The organism is Streptococcus mitis (assembly GCF_003942865.1).
Classification (GTDB): Bacteria; Bacillota; Bacilli; order Lactobacillales; family Streptococcaceae; genus Streptococcus; species Streptococcus mitis_BI.
In genome coordinates this window covers 78,169-95,828 of the sequence record NZ_RJNZ01000005.1, presented here as the reverse complement: position 1 = coordinate 95,828, position 17,660 = coordinate 78,169, and the positions used below count along the sequence as shown (strand labels likewise).

Here is a 17,660-nt window from a genome sequence, read left to right as displayed (position 1 = left end):
ACCTCCTTGATACAACTATTTTGATAACGTTTACATAAAACCAACTTAATTTTATTATCTATATAGTAAAAAGTCAAGTAAATTTATATAATAAATATAACAAAAGGAGTAAATCATAATATTTTGGAAATAACAACTTATATAAGAAGGTAAAATTAAGGAAAAATCAGTGCTTTTTAACTTGTTTTTAGTAAAAGTGCTACAAATAAATATATTTAATAGCGTTTTCATAGTCGCTTTTTCGTGCTATAATATATATAGAAAAAGCCTGAGCAAGGCTCAAGCTTTTTCTTAGTGACCACGGTTACATGAAATGAATTTGATTTTGTAGTAATCTGCTCGCTTATACGTTTCGCTATAGGCAAGAACTTGTCCAGTTGCTTCAAGCTTGGTAGTTTTTGTTTGAAGTACTGTTGGGAATTGTGTATCAATTCCTAGGACAGAAGCAGCATGTTCTGGTGTTGGGAATGCAATTGCATTGATTTCCTCAAAATGCTCATCACTCATGTGAATGTGGTAATCCAATTTGAAACGTTTATAGATAGAGCTATAATATTCAAGATTTGGATAATTGGCATTGATATATTGTTCTGGAACATAAGATGTGTGATAAATGTAAACAACACCATTTGTTTCGCGTACACGTTCAATTTTGTAGTAGAACTGATCACCACGTAGTCCAAGTTTATCCAAATATTCAAGTTTATTTCCACGCTCGATAGAAAGGACGGTTACCTTATCATCTTTCGTTTCGAAAACTTCGACGTCTGAAAATTCTACGAGTTTGTGTTTACGTGCGCGTGAAACGAATGTGCCCTTTCCTTGTTGGCGAACGATGTAACCATCTTTAGCAAGATCGTTTAAAGCACGAACAACTGTGATAGAACTTACGTCGTACATTGCGATTAATTCTGCTTCTGTGTAAAATTTATCACCACTTGCAAATTGACCAGAGATAATTTTATTTTTTAATTCATCTTTAATATATTGGTATTTTGGAATAGCCATAATTTCACCTCAATTCTATTTTTCCATCCTTGATTCTACCATAAATGTAAATAAAATAGTAGTATTTAGGTAAAAAAATTAAAATAATAGGTTAGAAACATTATTATACATGTAAAAAAATCCATTTTATAATTGGATAATTCTCTGAACTTTTAAAATAGCCTCTTTCATGCGAATTTTTGATAATTTTGGTAAAAGGTAAGTAAAAAAATGGAAAAATTTTAAAGAATTTTCCAAAACCTATTGACAAATGCAAAAGATTTGATTATATTTAATATTATAACAAATGAAAGCGCAAACTTAGTTAGTCAGAGGTAAAAAAATGACAAGGTTTAAAATTGAGGACGATTTCTATTTAGATGGGAAACCGTTCAAGATTTTGTCAGGTGCCATTCATTATTTTAGAATTCCAGCAGAGGATTGGTATCATTCGCTCTACAACTTAAAAGCGCTTGGCTTTAATACAGTCGAGACTTATGTTGCATGGAATTTACACGAACCTGTTGAAGGGGAGTTTAATTTTGAAGGTGATCTGGATTTAGAGAAATTTCTCCAAATAGCGCAGGATTTGGGTCTCTACGCAATTGTGCGTCCGTCTCCCTTTATCTGTGCAGAATGGGAATTCGGTGGCTTACCAGCTTGGCTCTTGACCAAGAACATGCGAATTCGCTCATCCGACCCAGCATATATCGAGGCAGTTGGTCGCTACTATGATCAATTATTACCAAGACTGGTGCCTCGTTTGTTGGACAATGGTGGAAATATTCTCATGATGCAAGTCGAGAACGAATACGGTTCTTATGGAGAAGATAAGGCTTACCTGAGAGCGATTCGAAAATTGATGGAAGAACGAGGGATTGATTGCCCACTCTTTACTTCAGATGGCCCATGGAGAGCTACTTTGAAAGCTGGAACCTTAATAGAAGATGACCTCTTTGTAACAGGGAACTTTGGTTCTAAGGCACCTTATAACTTTTCACAGATGCAGGAATTCTTTGATGAGCATGGTAAGAAATGGCCACTCATGTGTATGGAGTTCTGGGATGGCTGGTTCAATCGTTGGAAAGAACCGATTATCACACGGGATCCGAAAGAATTGGCAGAAGCTGTTCGAGAGGTATTGGAGCAAGGCTCTATCAACCTTTACATGTTCCACGGTGGTACAAACTTTGGATTCATGAATGGTTGCTCGGCTCGAGGAACTCTGGATTTGCCACAAGTTACATCTTATGATTACGATGCCCTTCTGGATGAAGAAGGAAATCCAACTGCCAAATATTTGGCAGTCAAGAAGATGATGGCAACACATTTCCCAGAGTATCCGCAGTTGGAACCACTCTATAAGGAAAGCATGAAGGTGGACGCTATTCCACTTGCTGAAAAAGTTTCCTTATTTGAAACCTTAGATAGTCTTTCTAGTCCAACAGAAAGTCTCTATCCAAAAGCGATGGAGGAATTAGGTCAATGTTATGGCTATCTTCTCTATCGTACTGAGGCAAGTTGGGATGCAGAAGAAGAACGCCTTCGCATCATCGATGGACGTGACCGTGCTCAACTCTTTGTAGATGGTCAACGGATTGCCACTCAATACCAGACGGAGATTGGGGAAGATATCTACTGTCAAGGTAATCGAAAAGGTTCTTCACAACTTGACATCTTGATTGAAAATATGGGCCGTGTTAACTATGGACATAAGTTCTTAGCTGATACACAACGTAAAGGAATCCGAACAGGTGTCTGCAAGGATTTACACTTCTTACTTAATTGGAAACAATATCCACTACCACTGGATAATCCTGAGAAAATTGATTTTTCAAAAGGATGGACAGAAGGACAACCAGCCTTTTACGCTTATGACTTTACAGTCCAAGATCCAAAAGATACTTACCTAGACTTATCTGAGTTTGGTAAGGGAGTTGCCTTTGTCAATGGGCGTCACTTAGGACGTTTTTGGAACGTCGGCCCAACACTCTCGCTTTATATCCCTCATTGTTATCTCAAGGAAGGTGCTAATCGTATCATTATCTTTGAAACAGAGGGTGAATATAAAGAAGAGATTCATTTAACTCGTAAACCTACACTAAAACATATAAAGGGGGAAAATTTATGACAATTGTAGGATGCCGTATCGATGGACGTTTGATCCACGGACAAGTAGCCAATCTTTGGGCTGGAAAACTAAATGTTTCACGTATTATGGTTGTGGATGACGAAGTTGTCAACAACGACGTTGAAAAGAGTGGTTTGAAACTAGCGACACCACCAGGTGTGAAATTGAGTATTTTGCCAATTGAGAAAGCGGCAGCCAATATTCTTGCTGGTAAATACGATAGCCAACGTCTCTTTATCGTTGCTCGTAAACCAGACCGTTTCCTTGGTTTGGTAGAAGCAGGTGTACCACTTGAAACCCTTAATGTTGGGAATATGTCTCAAACACCAGAAACTCGCGCCATCACACGTTCTATCAACGTAGTGGACAAGGATGTGGAAGACTTCCACAAACTGGCGGAAAAAGGTGTTAAACTTACTGCTCAAATGGTTCCAAATGATCCAGTTTCAGACTTTTTGAGCTTATTAAAATAGGAAAAAATTTTTAGGAGGTCATTGTTATGATACAATGGTGGCAAATTTTACTTCTCACTTTGTACTCAGCTTATCAAATCTGTGATGAGTTGACGATCGTTTCATCTGCAGGTTCCCCTGTATTTGCTGGTTTCATTACTGGTTTAATCATGGGAGATGTGACAACTGGTTTGTTTATCGGTGGTAGCTTGCAGTTGTTCGTTCTTGGGGTTGGTACCTTCGGTGGTGCTTCTCGTATCGACGCAACTTCTGGTGCGGTTCTTGCAACAGCATTCTCAGTTTCACAAGGAATTGCTACGGACCTTGCGATTACAACAATCGCTGTACCAGTAGCAGCACTTTTGACATACTTCGACGTTCTTGGACGTATGACAACTACTTTCTTCGCACACCGTATTGATGCTGCAATCGAACGCTTTGACTATAAAGCAATCGAACGCAACTACCTTCTTGGTGCTCTTCCTTGGGCTCTTTCTCGTGCCCTTCCAGTCTTCTTTGCCCTTGCCTTTGGTGGTGCATTTGTACAAACAGTAGTAGACTTGGTTAAACAATACCAATGGGTTGCAGATGGTTTGACACTTGCAGGACGTATGCTTCCAGGTCTTGGATTTGCAATCTTGCTTCGTTACCTTCCAGTTAAACGTAACCTTCACTACCTTGCTATGGGATTCGGTTTAACAGCTATGTTGACTGTTCTTTACTCATACGTAACAGGTCTTGGTGGCGCTGTTGCTGGTATCGTGGGTACTCTACCTAAAGATGTGGCTGAAAAAATTGCTTTTGTCAACAACTTTAAAGGTTTGTCTATGATTGGTATCTCTATCGTGGGTATCTTCCTTGCAGTGCTTCACTTCAAAAATAGCCAAAAAGTAGCTGTAGCAGCACCTTCTACACCATCAGAAAGTGGGGAAATCGAAGATGACGAATTCTAATTACAAACTTACAAAAGAAGATTTTAATCAAATCAACAAACGTAGCTTGTTTACTTTCCAATTAGGTTGGAACTACGAACGTATGCAAGCTTCTGGTTACCTTTACATGATCTTGCCTCAATTGCGTAAAATGTATGGGGATGGAACTCCTGAATTGAAAGAAATGATGAAAGTTCATACTCAATTCTTCAATACTTCACCATTCTTCCACACAATCATCGCTGGTTTTGACCTTGCCATGGAAGAAAAAGATGGTGTAGGTTCAAAAGATGCCGTTAACGGTATCAAGACAGGTTTGATGGGACCATTCGCTCCTCTTGGAGATACTATCTTTGGTTCACTTGTACCTGCTATCATGGGATCTATCGCAGCAACTATGGCTATCGCTGGCCAACCATGGGGTATCTTCCTCTGGATTGCAGTTGCAGTAGTGTATGACATTTTCCGTTGGAAACAGTTAGAATTTGCCTACAAAGAAGGGGTTAACCTTATCAACAACATGCAAAGTACTTTGACAGCTTTGATTGACGCTGCATCTGTACTTGGTGTCTTCATGATGGGTGCTCTTGTAGCAACAATGATCAACTTTGAAGTTTCTTATAAATTGCCAATTGGTGAAAAAATGATTGACTTCCAAGACATCTTGAACTCAATCTTCCCACGCTTACTTCCAGCAATCTTTACTGCCTTTATCTTCTGGTTGCTTGGTAAGAAAGGTATGAACTCTACAAAAGCAATTGGTATCATCATTGCTCTTGCAGTAGGTCTTTCATTCATCGGTAAATTCTTGCTTGGAATGGGCGTATAATTTATGACGAAATCATTAATTTTGGTGAGTCATGGTCGCTTCTGTGAAGAACTTAAAGGTAGCACTGAAATGATCATGGGTCCACAAGACAATATTTATACAGTAGCTCTTCTTCCAGAAGATGGCCCAGAAGATTTTACTGCAAAATTTGAAGCTGCTATTGAAGGATTGGATGATTTCCTAGTCTTTGCGGATCTTCTCGGTGGAACACCATGTAACGTGGTAAGCCGTTTGATCATGGCAGGTCGTGATATTGACCTTTACGCAGGGATGAATCTTCCAATGGTGATTGAATTTATCAATGCGAGCCTTACAGGTGCAGATGCGGACTATAAGAGCCGTGCTGCAGAAAGCATTGTGAAAGTTAATGACCTGTTAGCGGGCTTCGATGATGACGAAGATGAATAATACTCTTCGAAAATCAAATTCAAACTACGTCAACGTCGCCTTGCCGTACTCAAGTACAGCCTGCGGCTAGTTTCCTAGTTTGCTCTTTGATTTTCATTGAGTATAAGATGTGACAACGTGAAAATCGTTAGAGCATTTTATATAGAATATACATGGGAATGGGGCTTACTCCCATTCCCATATTTAATAGAAAAAGAGGAATTCAATGTTACATTATACAAAAGAAGACTTGATTGAATTGGGTGCAGAAATCACTACACGTGAAATCTACCAACAACCAGATGTATGGAAAGAAGCTTTTGAATCTTATCAAGCAAAACGTGAAGAAATTGCAGCCTTCCTACAAGGGATTGCTGATAAACACGACTATATCAAGGTTATCTTGACAGGTGCTGGGACTTCTGCTTATGTGGGAGATACCTTGGTACCTTACTTTAAGGAAGTCTATGACGAACGCAAATGGAATTTCAATGCTATTGCGACAACAGATATCGTTGCCAATCCAGAAACTTATTTGAAAAAAGATGTGGCGACTGTCCTTGTATCCTTTGCTCGTAGTGGGAACTCGCCTGAAAGTGTGGCGACTGTTGATTTGGCCAAGGCCTTGGTGGATGAGCTTTATCAAGTGACGATTACTTGTGCAGCGGACGGTAAGTTGGCTCTTCAAGCTCATGGAGATGACCGCAATCTCTTACTTTTGCAGCCAGCTGCCTCTAATGATGCTGGCTTTGCCATGACTTCTAGCTTTACGTCTATGATGTTAACAGCTCTCTTGGTCTTTGATCCTACAGAATTTGCTGTTAAAGCTGAACGTTTTGAAGTTGTATCTAGTCTTGCCCGTAAAATTCTAGAAAATGCAGAAGATGTCAAAGAACTTGTTGACCTAGACTTTAACCGTGTCATCTATCTAGGCGCTGGTCCTTTCTTTGGACTTGCTCATGAAGCTCAGCTCAAGATTTTGGAATTGACAGCTGGCCAAGTGGCGACCATGTATGAAAGCCCAGTCGGATTCCGTCACGGTCCAAAATCTCTTATCAACGAAGATACAGTTGTTTTGGTCTTTGGTACAACGACAGACTACACTCGTAAGTACGACTTGGACTTGGTTCGTGAAGTTGCTGGTGACCAGATTGCTCGCCGTGTTGTGCTTTTGAGTGATCAAGCCTTTGGTCTTGAAAATGTCAAAGAAGTGGCACTTGGTTGTGGCGGTGTCTTGAATGATATTTACCGTGTCTTCCCTTACATCGTTTATGCCCAACTCTTTGCCCTATTGACTTCACTCAAGGTAGAAAATAAACCTGATACACCGTCTCCTACAGGTACAGTAAACCGTGTGGTACAAGGTGTTATCATCCACGAATATCAAAAGTAATACTGCGTTTATAGATTCTTGATAAAGGAGTTTGTAAATCATACAAGCAAACCATAGATTGTCAAGGCGCTTTCTATGGTTTATTTGCTTGAGAGAAATAGTAAAAGGAGAACAGAATGAAAACATACACAGAGCGTGTATTTGGAAATGTTGATGGCAAGGATGTCTTGGCCTATCTCTTTGAGACGGACGGTGGCTACCAGCTTGAGGTTATGACTTATGGTGCGACCATCCTGCGTTATGTCACACCTGACAAGGCTGGAAATTTTGCTAATGTTATTTTGGGATTTGATGACTTTGATAGCTATGTAGGCAATAGTCCTAAGCATGGAGCGAGCGTAGGTCCTGTAGCGGGTCGTATTGCAGGTGCGACCTTTGAGCTCAATGGTAAGACCTATGACCTTGAAGTCAACAATGCTAGTAACTGTAACCATAGTGGTTCAACTGGTTGGGATTCCAGCTTGTTTGAACTAGTTGAAGTGAGCGATCATGGCTTGACCCTCTACACAGAGCGTACAGATGGGACAGGAGGTTTTCCTGGTAACCTCAAGATTTGGATTAGTTATCACTTGGAAGAAACTGGTGCCTACGAAATCAGCTACAAGGTAACGACAGATCAGGATACGCTGGTCAATCCAACAAATCACAGCTATTTCAACTTGTCTGGTGATTTCACGCAGACGATTGACCGCCATGTCTTCCAACTAAACACAGAGGGCATTTATCCAATCGCTCCCGACGGTGTTCCTGCTAAAACTCCAGATGCCAATCGTGATGTGGTTAAACACATCTACAATGGTGCCTTGTTGAAGGATATCTTTGCAGAAGAAGATGAGCAAATCCAGCTGGTATCTGGCTTAGATCATCCATTTTCCCTTCCTGCAGTCCATGACAATGCTGGATTCCTTTATGACCAAAACTCAGGTCGCTTCCTGCTTTTCAAGACAGAAGCTCCTTGTTTTGTAGTCTACACAGCAAACTTTGTGGATGAGAGTGTCATCATAGGAGGTCAGCCAATGCTACAGCACAATGGGATTGCTCTTGAAGCGCAAGCTTTACCAGATGCCATTCACAGTGACCTTAAAGACCAAGTCATTCTCAAAGCCGGTCAAACCTTCACTAGTAAGACACGTTATGAGCTTGTTGTTAAGTAAAAAAAGCTGGTCAAAAAGTCTTTAAAATAACGCATATTGTCAGGTGCTGAAAAGTTTGATAATATGCGTTTTATTATGGAAAGATTTACTTTATCTTATCCTGAAATGGCCTTATTTTTGAGTTGTCTGACTTGACTTTCTTGATGGAAATTATATAATAGTTGTAACAGTTATAATTACAACTAGAAAAGAGAACCATTTATGACCTATGAATACAAGAGTCACATTTATTTGGCAGAGGCAGTTTTGAATGTAAAGGATTTGGCAAGTCAAACAGCCTTTTATCAGCAAATTATTGGTTTAGAAATCTTATCTCAAACTGAGGCAGAGACCATTCTAGGCCTTGGTGGAAAAGCTTTGGTACAGCTGATTCAAGCACAAGAGAGCGGAGAAGTGAGGGGACATTATGGTCTTTACCATTTGGCTGTTCTCTTGCCGACACGAAAGGCTTTGGCTGATGTCTTGAAACACCTGACAGATTTACAGATTCATCTTGTAGGCGGTGCAGACCATGGTTACAGTGAAGCTATTTACTTGGAAGATTTGGAGGGAAATGGCATTGAACTCTATCGAGATAAGCCGGTTTCCACATGGGATATTCGAGAAGATGGACGCATTATCGGAGTGACGGAGGCCCTTGCGGCACAGGATATCTATGAGTTGGGGGAAAGAGTAGAGCCCTTTATTCTAGCAGAAGGTACGAGAATGGGGCATATTCATCTTTCAGTCAAGGATAGTCGAAAGTCCAGCCAGTTTTATCAAAAGGTGTTAGGACTAGAGGATAAATTCAGTGTACCTAGCGCTAGTTGGATTGCGGCTGGGGATTACCATCATCATTTAGCAGTCAACGAATGGGGAGTAAAAGGCCTAGCTCCGCGTAAGCAAGGCTTGCCAGGTTTGGCCTACTATGTCATCGAAGTCGCACATAAAGAAGAACTGTTAACGATTGCCCAGCGAGCACAAGAAGTTGATGCACCAATCAAATGGCTGACATTGAGCCAGTTGGAAATCACAGACCCAGACGGAATCGTGACCCGTATTCGTTTAGACAGGATATGATGACAATCAGAGGATCAATTGTAGAAAGTGCTCCTTATTCTAGTCAGATACGTAGAAAATTTGATATGATAGTAGGGAACAAGGAGAAGAAAACAATGACCAGTGAATACCAGAAAATGATAGCGGGAGAGGTTTACCGTCCATCGGACCCAGAATTGCGGTCCTTGGCTCAGGCTTCTCGCCAAAAACAGTCTGCCTTTAACAAGGAAGAAGATCCCTTGAAGGGAGTCGAAATCATCAAGGCTTGGTTTGGGTCAACCGGACAAAATCTTTATGTTAATCCACGCCTGGTGGTCGATTATGGGGTCAATATCCATCTAGGGGAAAATTTTTATTCTAATTGGAACTTGACCATGCTGGATGTTTGTCCGATTCGCATCGGGGACAATGCTATGATTGGTCCCAACTGTCAGTTCTTGACTCCCCTCCATCCACTGGACCCGCAGGATCGTAATTCAGGTGTGGAATACGGCAAGCCCATTACCATCGGAGACAATTTCTGGGCTGGAGGTGGTGTCATTGTCCTTCCTGGAGTAACACTGGGGAATAATGTTGTTGCTGGAGCAGGGGCTGTAATCACCAAGTCCTTCGGCGACAACGTTGTCCTAGCTGGTAATCCTGCGCGTGTGATTAAGGAGATACCTGTTAAATAAAGAGATTGGTAAAAAAGTTTTTAAGATAAGAAAAGCGCATCATATCAGGTGTTTAAAAAACGTTGATATGATGCCTTTTATCATAAATTAGATTAACTTTTTTTCAATTGAGTGTTTACCTAGCTTTTTGAGAGGTTTCATGCTAGAAGTTTTACAAATTTTTTCTCTTCTTAGCATTTTTGGTCAGGGAAACCTGGTAAGTATCCTGTTCTCTAGTGAGGTAATTGATGATTTGAAAGTCGTTGGTTTGATCCTTGAAATCCACTTCATAGACAGTGGTGACTTGTTCTCCATCATTGCTGGTATCAATCGAGATAAGGTCTAACTCAGTACAGAATTGTGATAGCCCAGATTGGATAGTTTGGAGTTGCTTTTCTTGGTTAGCAATTGTGATGGTCAATAGTCTGCGACGTTGGTGATTGCTCTTGCTTTGTTGCTTTTCTAAAAGAAGCCATACTGCTAAGATAAAGACGGTGAAGAGAATAGCTAGAGCTAGGTAGCCTGTCCCTGCTGCCAGCCCGATAATCATGGCAAGGAAGATAGCAATTAGCTCCCGTGAGCCACTGGTAGCTGAACGGAAACGAATGAGGCTAAAGGTTCCTGCAACAGCGATAGAGGTTCCTAAGCTGCCATTTACTAGAAAGATGACCAAGGTCATCAAGCAGGGGAGTAGGGTCAAACTAACAGCAAATTCCCGTGTATAGAGGGTACGGTGTTTGTAAGCCCAGGTCAGCGCCAAACCTAAAATCAGGCTGACCAAGAGAGCCAGAAAGAGCTGGATAGGATTGGCAGTAGCAGTTGTGTCGTTGAAGATAGAGTTGAAAAGATTAGACATAAGTAGTACCTACACTTTCTGTGCTTGGTCGTGGGCTATAGTCTAGCCCTTGAGACTTGTGGTAGGCGCAGCTGTATTTTGAAAATTTCTGCTCTACCAGTCCATATTGGTCGAGAATATCTTGTAGCCATTGGGGTTTTCTACCAGGTGCTTTAATTTCCATGATGACAATGTCCTCGTTTAGTAGAGGGAAACCGTCCTTTCCTGAGAATAAACTGACGTTATCATCACGATAGGTTAGATTTTGGTCAATGGTGATACGAATTTTATTGTAGGGAAATCCGCTAATTTCTTTCTTTTCCTTGAGAGAAAAACGGTCGTAGTAAATATACATACGAGGGATAATTGCTTGCTGATATTCCTCTTGGAGTTGTTGAATTTTTTCAATCATCATTCGGTCCTTGATACTGTTATCCAGCTGTCCCTTGGTCATAAACTGGGTGATAGACTGGGGAGTCGATAAGAGACGATGTTTTCGTCCGACACCAGCTCTATCCTTAGATTTGATTTCTAAAAATACCTGACTATCAGGCTGGACTTGACTGAGATAGGTTCGCATCCGAATCTTTTCTTTGCGCTTAGTACCTTGGCCATCTTCCTGAATCATATCAAATTGCTCTGTATCAAAGTAGATGTTGGAAATGGTCGAAGTTGGATAATCATCCTCGACGAGGTATATTTTTAAGTCCTCTATTAAATTAGCCAAGTCAGCTTTGGCAACGACATATTTGGTTTCAATTCGTTTAAAGCTTGTTTCAATTGGTTTCATAAATCCTGTCTCCTTTATCAAACTATTTCAGTACACTATCTTATTAGCAGATAGGTGTGTCTGGGCAAGTTGAACTTGCTTGTAATTAGTCTATGGAATTTTCCTAAAACTTTTGTTAAAGATAACTTAACTGAAACTGAACTTAAGAAAACTTTCAGAAAAAGTTTAGATTTTTTTCAGACTTACCCTGTAAACTAAGGTCAAGCTAAAGGAAGGCGAGGAAAAAAGTATGAAATCAAAAAAATTGACCCTAATCTTAACTAGTTTAACAGCTCTGACTTTGATGACAGCTTGTGGGCAGTCAACGACCAAGTCAAGTACAACTGCAGTGGCAGATACTACTGCCATCACAACTTCAACTAAAAACAGTCAATCTTCTTACTTTACAGAAAAGGACTACGACACTTCTTATGATGAAAGCACTGCTTCTAAGATTGAATTGTCTGGCTCATCTGCAAACGTCTCTGGAGACGGTGTGACAGTTTCTGGCTCAACGGTGACCATCTCAAAAGCAGGTACCTATGTGATTTCAGGTCAGTCTGACGGGGTGCAGATCAAGGTAGAGGCAGGTAAGTCGGCAGATGTTCATCTAGTCCTAAAAGGTGCGACCATGACTAATACCAATGCAGCAATTTCTGCGACGTCAGCTGGTCATGTCTACTTGACTCTGGCAGAGGGAACCACTAACAGTCTCTCTGACTCAAGCTCTAACAGTGATGAAAAGGCAAATGCCGCTCTCTTTTCTAAGGTTGATTTGACCATTAATGGCTCAGGTGCTCTCACTGTAGATGGCAAGAAAAGTAATGCTATCAAGGCAAATGATACGCTTCACATCACAGGTGGAACCTTTAACATCACATCAGTTGGCGATGCCTTTAATGTCAATGATGAACTTAATGTCACTGGTGCGACCATGACTATCGATGCCAAGGAAGATGGTGTCAAAGTTGATAATGATGACGATATGACTGTCGGAAATATGTATTTGGCGAACAATACCATAACAGTCACAGCAGGCGAGGACGGCATTCACGCTTCTGGAAATCTAGTGATTGATAGTGGTACTTACACAGTCAAGAATGCGACTGAAGGAATTGAAGGGAAATCCATTACGATCAATGGTGGCGATATCAATGTCTACTCGACAGATGATGGGGTGAATGCAGCTAATAAAAATGCCCAGCAAAGTGATATTTACTTTACTATGACAGGTGGAAATCTAACTGTAGAAGTGGGTCAAGGTGACACAGATCCAATTGACTCAAACGGGAATATCACGGTTACCGGTGGAACCATTAAAATGACTGGTCAAACGGGTTTTGACTTTGATGGAACCGCGACCTATACAGGCGGAGACATCTATCTAAATGGCGAAAAACAAACGGAAATCGTCAACTCTATGCCTGGAGGCGGAGGTTCGAATGGAGGTCCTGGCGGTCCAGCACCTGGCGGACGAGGATAAACAAAAAAGGATAGCATTTTAAGAGAAATGTTATCCTTTTTATATCGGTGATAGATTGATATATTACAAGTGATTTTACAATTGTAGCTTTCAAAGGCTAAATTGTTCAGTCATACGTTTTTGTTTACTTAAATTTCTTGAATTTTAAGAAGGTATTGAGTAGTTTTCCCTTAAATGTTTTGTTTTGGTAGGCGATTGTGAGGGAATTGAAAAATTCAACTGCTAGGTGTTCTTGGTGATCGAGCTCCATCTAGCTTGGGGTTGCTTCTGGGGAAAAGACGCCTAATTTGATGCGGAGTCCACCTTTTTTCATCTTGAACTGATGCATACCATACATCTTGATATCAAGGCTTGTATCGGACATGAGAGTAGCAGTATCACCTGCCATAGAAATTTTTGTATCGGCATCCGGAACGCCTGTTTTTTTCAGCATCTAGACTGATAAAGATTTTTTGATAAGTTGGTTGACCGTACTCTCCAATCAACTCCTCGCTTCCTGTCCACCGTGAATTCCAGCAAATACAAAATGTTCAGGGTGAATTTTAAAAGGAAGTGCTTGGTCACCCATTTTATTTAGTCCTTGGTTGAAGGCGAAGAAATCTCTCAAAGTAAATCCATACACGTAAGCAGCTTGTAGGTTACGTCCCTTAACCGAATTCTTAGAAATGCCATGCCGCATTTGGTCTGATTCTGCTAGACGGTCAGCGTAGAGTTCGAGGATTTTTTGACTTCCAAGAGCTAATTTGGTTTCAATTAGGTCTTGAAAATTTCTTAGTCTGTTTCATATAAAAATAAGTAAAATGAATTCCCATTACCAAGGTCATTAGAGTTGCGATAGCAATGACGATGGTTGGATTAGCCGAGAAAAGTAGAGGGAAAATAGGCCTTTAAAAAGTGGACAGAAAAGACCATTTCGGAGTATAGAGAGGAAGTTCAAAAACATTTTTAGAAATAAGACATGTGCATTATAAACATCAGATACAAATCTGGTGCTTTATTTTTTAAAGAATTTCAACTTTTTTCTTGACAAGTGAGTAACCACTCACTATAATAGGTCTATATTCAGTAAGTGAGTAACCACTCACCTAGGAGGAAGCATATGAAAAAATTGCTACATTTACAAGATTTGGATAAGTCTTTTTGTCGTCAAATGGTTTTGAATCATGTCAGCTTTGAATTGCAGCCGGGAGAAATTATAGGCTTAATAGGTCCGTCTGGTGCTGGTAAATCGACTATGATTAAGACTATGTTAGGGATGGAAAAAGCTGACGGAGGGGTTGCTTTAGTATTGGATCATACTATGCCCAATCGTCATATTTTAGGAGATATTGGTTATATGGCCCAGTCAGATGCCTTATATGAGGCTTTGTCAGGTCAAGAAAATCTGGAATTTTTTGGTCAGCTAAAAGGGCTATCCAAAAGAGATCTGACAGCTGAAATTGCCCATGTGGCTCAAGTTGTGGATCTGACAGAGCATTTGAATAAAACGGTATCCGGTTATTCTGGAGGAATGAAGCGACGCTTGTCTTTAGCCATCGCGCTTCTGGGGAATCCTCAGCTCTTGATTTTGGACGAACCGACAGTTGGAATCGACCCTTCTCTTCGGAAGAAAATCTGGAAAGAATTATTCGCGCTTAGAGACAATGGGGTTGGGATATTAGTTACTACCCATGTTATGGATGAAGCAGAGTTAACGGATAAGGTCGGCTTATTATTAGGTGGAAAAATCATTGCTTTTGATACACCGCAACACTTAAAAGAAAGTTATCAAGTTTCAAGTATTGAAGAAGTATTTTTGAAAGCAGAAGGAGAGTAAGATGAGAACCATTGCTATTGCTAAAAAAGTTATCAAAGAATTGCTTCGTGACAAACGAACCTTGGCTATGATGTTTGTAGCGCCGGTATTTATTATGTGGCTGATGAACCTCATGTTTTCAGCTAGTACAACCGTGAATGTCAAGTTAGCGACACAAGATTTATCAACTGGTTTGATAACGAAAATGGATGAGCTTGATCATTTGGACATCGAGACTTATCAAGACTTAGATCAGGCCAAAGAAGCGCTAGCAAATGAAAAAGTCGATGCTGTGATTTCTTATAAAGACGGTGAGTATCAGGTCGACTACGCAAATACAGATGCCTCCAAGACATCTATGATACGACAAGTGTTACGAACAAGTATCGCCAGTGAAGGCACCGATCAGTTACTATCTCGTATCAAACAAGCTCTTCCACAATTGAAATTAGATGCAAAGGCGCCTGAAATCAAAGAATCTTACCAATATGGAGATAAAAATACTGGATTCTTTGCACGTATGATTCCAATTTTAATTGGCTTTGTGGTCTTCTTCTTTGTCTTTTTGATTTCTGGTATGGCACTTTTGAAAGAGCGCACAAGTGGAACCTTGGATCGATTGTTAGCAACCCCAGTGAAACGTTCTGAAATTGTCTATGGCTATATGTTGTCTTACGGTATTATTGCGATTTTTCAAACGGCAGTTGTCGTCTTAGCAGCAATTTGGCTACTAGATGTAGAAGTTGTAGGAAATATTTTAAATGTTATAATAGTTAATGTGGTACTGGCTCTTGTAGCACTAGCTTTTGGAATTCTCTTGTCTACTCTAGCAAAATCAGAATTCCAAATGATGCAATTTATTCCTCTCGTGATTATGCCTCAACTCTTTTTCTCAGGGATTATTCCATTGTCATCCATGGGAGCATGGGCTCCAACTGTGGGGAAATTTTTGCCATTAACCTATTCTGGTGATGCAATAAGCCAGATTATTCTTTACGGACACAATCTTGGTGATATTTTGCCAAATCTTGGTGTTTTAATGATTTTCTTGATCATTTTAACAATTCTCAATATTGTTGGATTGCGTCGTTATCGTAAAGTTTAGAAATCAACATAAATAATGCTAAAAAGGTGTGAAGATTAGATGGATAAGACTGTTTTTGAATCGTTTGAAGATTACTTAGAAGAAGCGAATTACCCTCAAGGAAAGAAAAAAATCATGCAGGCAGCAGTGGATCTCATATCAACTAGGAGTTACCATGGGACCTCAACTCTTCACATAGCTGAGCGTGCTGGACTAAGCCAGGCAACTTTGTTTAAGTATTTTAAGACGAAGGATGATCTACTGACGGCTATTTTACATCCTGTAGTCCCAGGCATTTTCGGTAGTTTTGTTGAGGAACTCTTAGCTTTTGAAACGACAGAAGAGAGGGTTCGTTATCTCGTCCACGATCGTATGAGCTATCTCAAAAAAAATCGTGCTTTGATGAAAATCATTCTGCAGGAGAGTTTTTCAAATAAGAAACTAAAAAATGAACAGATTTTTATCTGGAATGCTATTCAAGATAAACTTCGAGTGCTTCATAAAGAATTGCTAGCAGATCCACGTGTAAATCCAGAGTTAACGATTCCTCAAATGGTTCGTATTTGTGTTGGTCCATTGTTGGCTTACTTCGCTCAACTTTATATCGTTAGCGACAACGGAGAAATAAAGGAAGAGGACCTAGACTTATTAGAAAAACAGATTTTAGGTGGTTTGTGGAAATAAGGGAGTTCTAGAAGAGCTAAGATTTATTTACTTGACTTTCAAACAAGCTAAAAAAGACATGTTCTGCTTATTTCAGATTCATGTCTTTTTTGTTGTTGGATTTTGTATTCTTCATAAGTCCTCAATCGCTTTGCCAAAACAGAAACCGACTTCTCCAGCGGTGCAACGATTTCTCAAGTGTATGGAAGAGGAGATTTCTGGCTTGCTAAAGACAATTCCTTGACACTTTGTCAGCTTTTGATACAATAGTACAAAATCAGAGGAGGTGGGTTATGATTCAGAAACATGCGATTCCTATTTTAGAGTTTGATGACAATCCTCAGGCGGTCATCATGCCCAATCACGAGGGGCTGGACTTGCACTTACCAAAGAAGTGTGTCTATGCTTTTTTAGGTGAGGAGATTGACCGCTATGCGAGGGAAGTAGGGGCGGACTGTGTCGGCGAATTTGTTTCTGCCACCAAGACCTATCCAGTCTATGTCGTTAACTACAAGGGCGAGGGAATTTGTCTGGCTCAGGCTCCTGTTGGTTCAGCTCCAGCAGCCCAGTTTATGGATTGGTTGATTGGCTATGGTGTGGAGCAGATTATTTCTGCTGGAACCTGTGGTGTGCTGGCTGATATAGAAGAAAATGCCTTTCTAGTCCCTGTTCGCGCTCTGCGAGATGAAGGAGCTAGTTATCACTATGTGGCACCTTCTCGTTATATGGAAATTCAGTCCGAGGCTATTGCTGCTATTGAGCGAGTGTTGGAAGCCAGAGGGATTCCTTATGAAGAAGTCATGACCTGGACGACAGACGGTTTTTACCGAGAAACGGCTGAAAAGGTGGCTTATCGCAAGGAAGAAGGCTGTGCTGTTGTGGAGATGGAGTGTTCTGCGCTTGCAGCAGTAGCCCAACTGCGTGGGGTTCTCTGGGGAGAATTGTTGTTTACAGCTGATTCCTTAGCAGACTTGGACCAGTACGATAGTCGTGACTGGGGTTCAGAAGCTTTCGAGAAGGCCTTGGAACTCTGCCTTGAGATAGCCTTTCAGATATAGCTACTCTCCTACTTTTT

The 17,660-nt window shown here is 40.5% G+C and carries 18 protein-coding genes; 14 read left to right on the top strand and 4 right to left on the bottom strand.

Annotation, left to right across the window (positions count from 1 at the left end; all coding sequences use genetic code 11):
• Positions 1-291: 291 nt before the first annotated feature.
• The gene (locus D8845_RS05380; protein ID WP_125452741.1) at positions 292-1,008 is read right to left on the bottom strand and encodes a GntR family transcriptional regulator; all 717 of its coding nucleotides are present in this window, start codon (positions 1,006-1,008) and stop codon (positions 292-294) included.
• Between the two features lie 322 nt (positions 1,009-1,330).
• On the opposite strand from D8845_RS05380, the gene D8845_RS05375 reads away from it, so the two are divergent.
• The 9 genes from D8845_RS05375 (at position 1,331) to D8845_RS05335 (ending at position 9,977) form a co-directional block, all read left to right on the top strand.
• Positions 1,331-3,118 (top strand): glycoside hydrolase family 35 protein, encoded by a 1,788-nt coding sequence (locus D8845_RS05375; RefSeq protein ID WP_125452740.1) that lies wholly within the window; start codon positions 1,331-1,333, stop codon positions 3,116-3,118.
• On the top strand, positions 3,115-3,591 hold the full coding sequence (locus tag D8845_RS05370) for a PTS sugar transporter subunit IIB (RefSeq protein ID WP_000156971.1): 477 nt from the start codon (positions 3,115-3,117) through the stop codon (positions 3,589-3,591). Before D8845_RS05375 ends, D8845_RS05370 begins: the two co-directional genes overlap by 4 nt.
• Before the next feature lie 26 nt (positions 3,592-3,617).
• Positions 3,618-4,523 (top strand): PTS mannose/fructose/sorbose/N-acetylgalactosamine transporter subunit IIC, encoded by a 906-nt coding sequence (locus D8845_RS05365; RefSeq protein WP_049491985.1) that lies wholly within the window; start codon positions 3,618-3,620, stop codon positions 4,521-4,523.
• Entirely contained in the window at positions 4,510-5,331 is an 822-nt protein-coding gene (locus D8845_RS05360) for a PTS system mannose/fructose/sorbose family transporter subunit IID (RefSeq protein WP_049491987.1), read from the top strand. The genes D8845_RS05365 and D8845_RS05360 overlap by 14 nt, the downstream gene beginning before the upstream one ends.
• A gap of 3 nt (positions 5,332-5,334) precedes the next feature.
• Positions 5,335-5,739, top strand: a complete 405-nt coding sequence (locus D8845_RS05355) for a PTS sugar transporter subunit IIA (RefSeq protein ID WP_125452739.1) — start codon at positions 5,335-5,337, stop codon at positions 5,737-5,739.
• Positions 5,740-5,944: 205 nt separating this feature from the next.
• Positions 5,945-7,111, top strand: coding sequence for an SIS domain-containing protein (locus D8845_RS05350; RefSeq protein ID WP_125452738.1), 1,167 nt, complete (start codon positions 5,945-5,947; stop codon positions 7,109-7,111).
• Between the two features lie 116 nt (positions 7,112-7,227).
• Complete coding sequence (locus D8845_RS05345) at positions 7,228-8,265, top strand: aldose epimerase family protein (protein ID WP_125452737.1); 1,038 nt, start codon at positions 7,228-7,230, stop codon at positions 8,263-8,265.
• A gap of 201 nt (positions 8,266-8,466) precedes the next feature.
• Positions 8,467-9,324, top strand: a complete 858-nt coding sequence (locus D8845_RS05340) for a VOC family protein (RefSeq protein WP_125452736.1) — start codon at positions 8,467-8,469, stop codon at positions 9,322-9,324.
• A gap of 95 nt (positions 9,325-9,419) precedes the next feature.
• Complete coding sequence (locus tag D8845_RS05335) at positions 9,420-9,977, top strand: sugar O-acetyltransferase (protein ID WP_125452735.1); 558 nt, start codon at positions 9,420-9,422, stop codon at positions 9,975-9,977.
• 151 nt (positions 9,978-10,128) lie between these two features.
• On the opposite strand, the gene D8845_RS05330 is transcribed toward D8845_RS05335, so the two are convergent.
• Complete coding sequence (locus tag D8845_RS05330) at positions 10,129-10,812, bottom strand: DUF4956 domain-containing protein (protein ID WP_125452734.1); 684 nt, start codon at positions 10,810-10,812, stop codon at positions 10,129-10,131.
• The gene (locus D8845_RS05325; RefSeq protein WP_125452733.1) at positions 10,805-11,581 is read right to left on the bottom strand and encodes a polyphosphate polymerase domain-containing protein; all 777 of its coding nucleotides are present in this window, start codon (positions 11,579-11,581) and stop codon (positions 10,805-10,807) included. Before D8845_RS05325 ends, D8845_RS05330 begins: the two co-directional genes overlap by 8 nt.
• Positions 11,582-11,810: 229 nt before the next feature.
• Here D8845_RS05325 and D8845_RS05320 point away from each other — a divergent pair, with 229 nt between their 5' ends.
• Positions 11,811-13,043 (top strand): carbohydrate-binding domain-containing protein, encoded by a 1,233-nt coding sequence (locus tag D8845_RS05320; protein ID WP_125452732.1) that lies wholly within the window; start codon positions 11,811-11,813, stop codon positions 13,041-13,043.
• A 481-nt stretch (positions 13,044-13,524) separates the two neighbouring features.
• Here the strand turns inward: D8845_RS05320 and D8845_RS05310 are convergent, their stop codons facing one another.
• Entirely contained in the window at positions 13,525-13,722 is a 198-nt protein-coding gene (locus D8845_RS05310; protein WP_125452731.1) for a hypothetical protein, read from the bottom strand.
• A 420-nt stretch (positions 13,723-14,142) separates the two neighbouring features.
• Here D8845_RS05310 and D8845_RS05300 point away from each other — a divergent pair, with 420 nt between their 5' ends.
• From D8845_RS05300 to D8845_RS05285, 4 genes are all read left to right on the top strand, one after another.
• On the top strand, positions 14,143-14,859 hold the full coding sequence (locus tag D8845_RS05300; protein WP_000734674.1) for an ABC transporter ATP-binding protein: 717 nt from the start codon (positions 14,143-14,145) through the stop codon (positions 14,857-14,859).
• A gap of 1 nt (position 14,860) precedes the next feature.
• Positions 14,861-15,943: an ABC transporter permease gene (locus D8845_RS05295; RefSeq protein ID WP_125452730.1), complete on the top strand. Its 1,083-nt coding sequence runs from the start codon at positions 14,861-14,863 to the stop codon at positions 15,941-15,943.
• 39 nt (positions 15,944-15,982) lie between these two features.
• On the top strand, positions 15,983-16,606 hold the full coding sequence (locus tag D8845_RS05290) for a TetR/AcrR family transcriptional regulator (protein ID WP_000361928.1): 624 nt from the start codon (positions 15,983-15,985) through the stop codon (positions 16,604-16,606).
• Between the two features lie 272 nt (positions 16,607-16,878).
• Positions 16,879-17,643, top strand: a complete 765-nt coding sequence (locus D8845_RS05285) for a nucleoside phosphorylase (protein ID WP_125452729.1) — start codon at positions 16,879-16,881, stop codon at positions 17,641-17,643.
• Positions 17,644-17,660 lie beyond the last annotated feature (17 nt).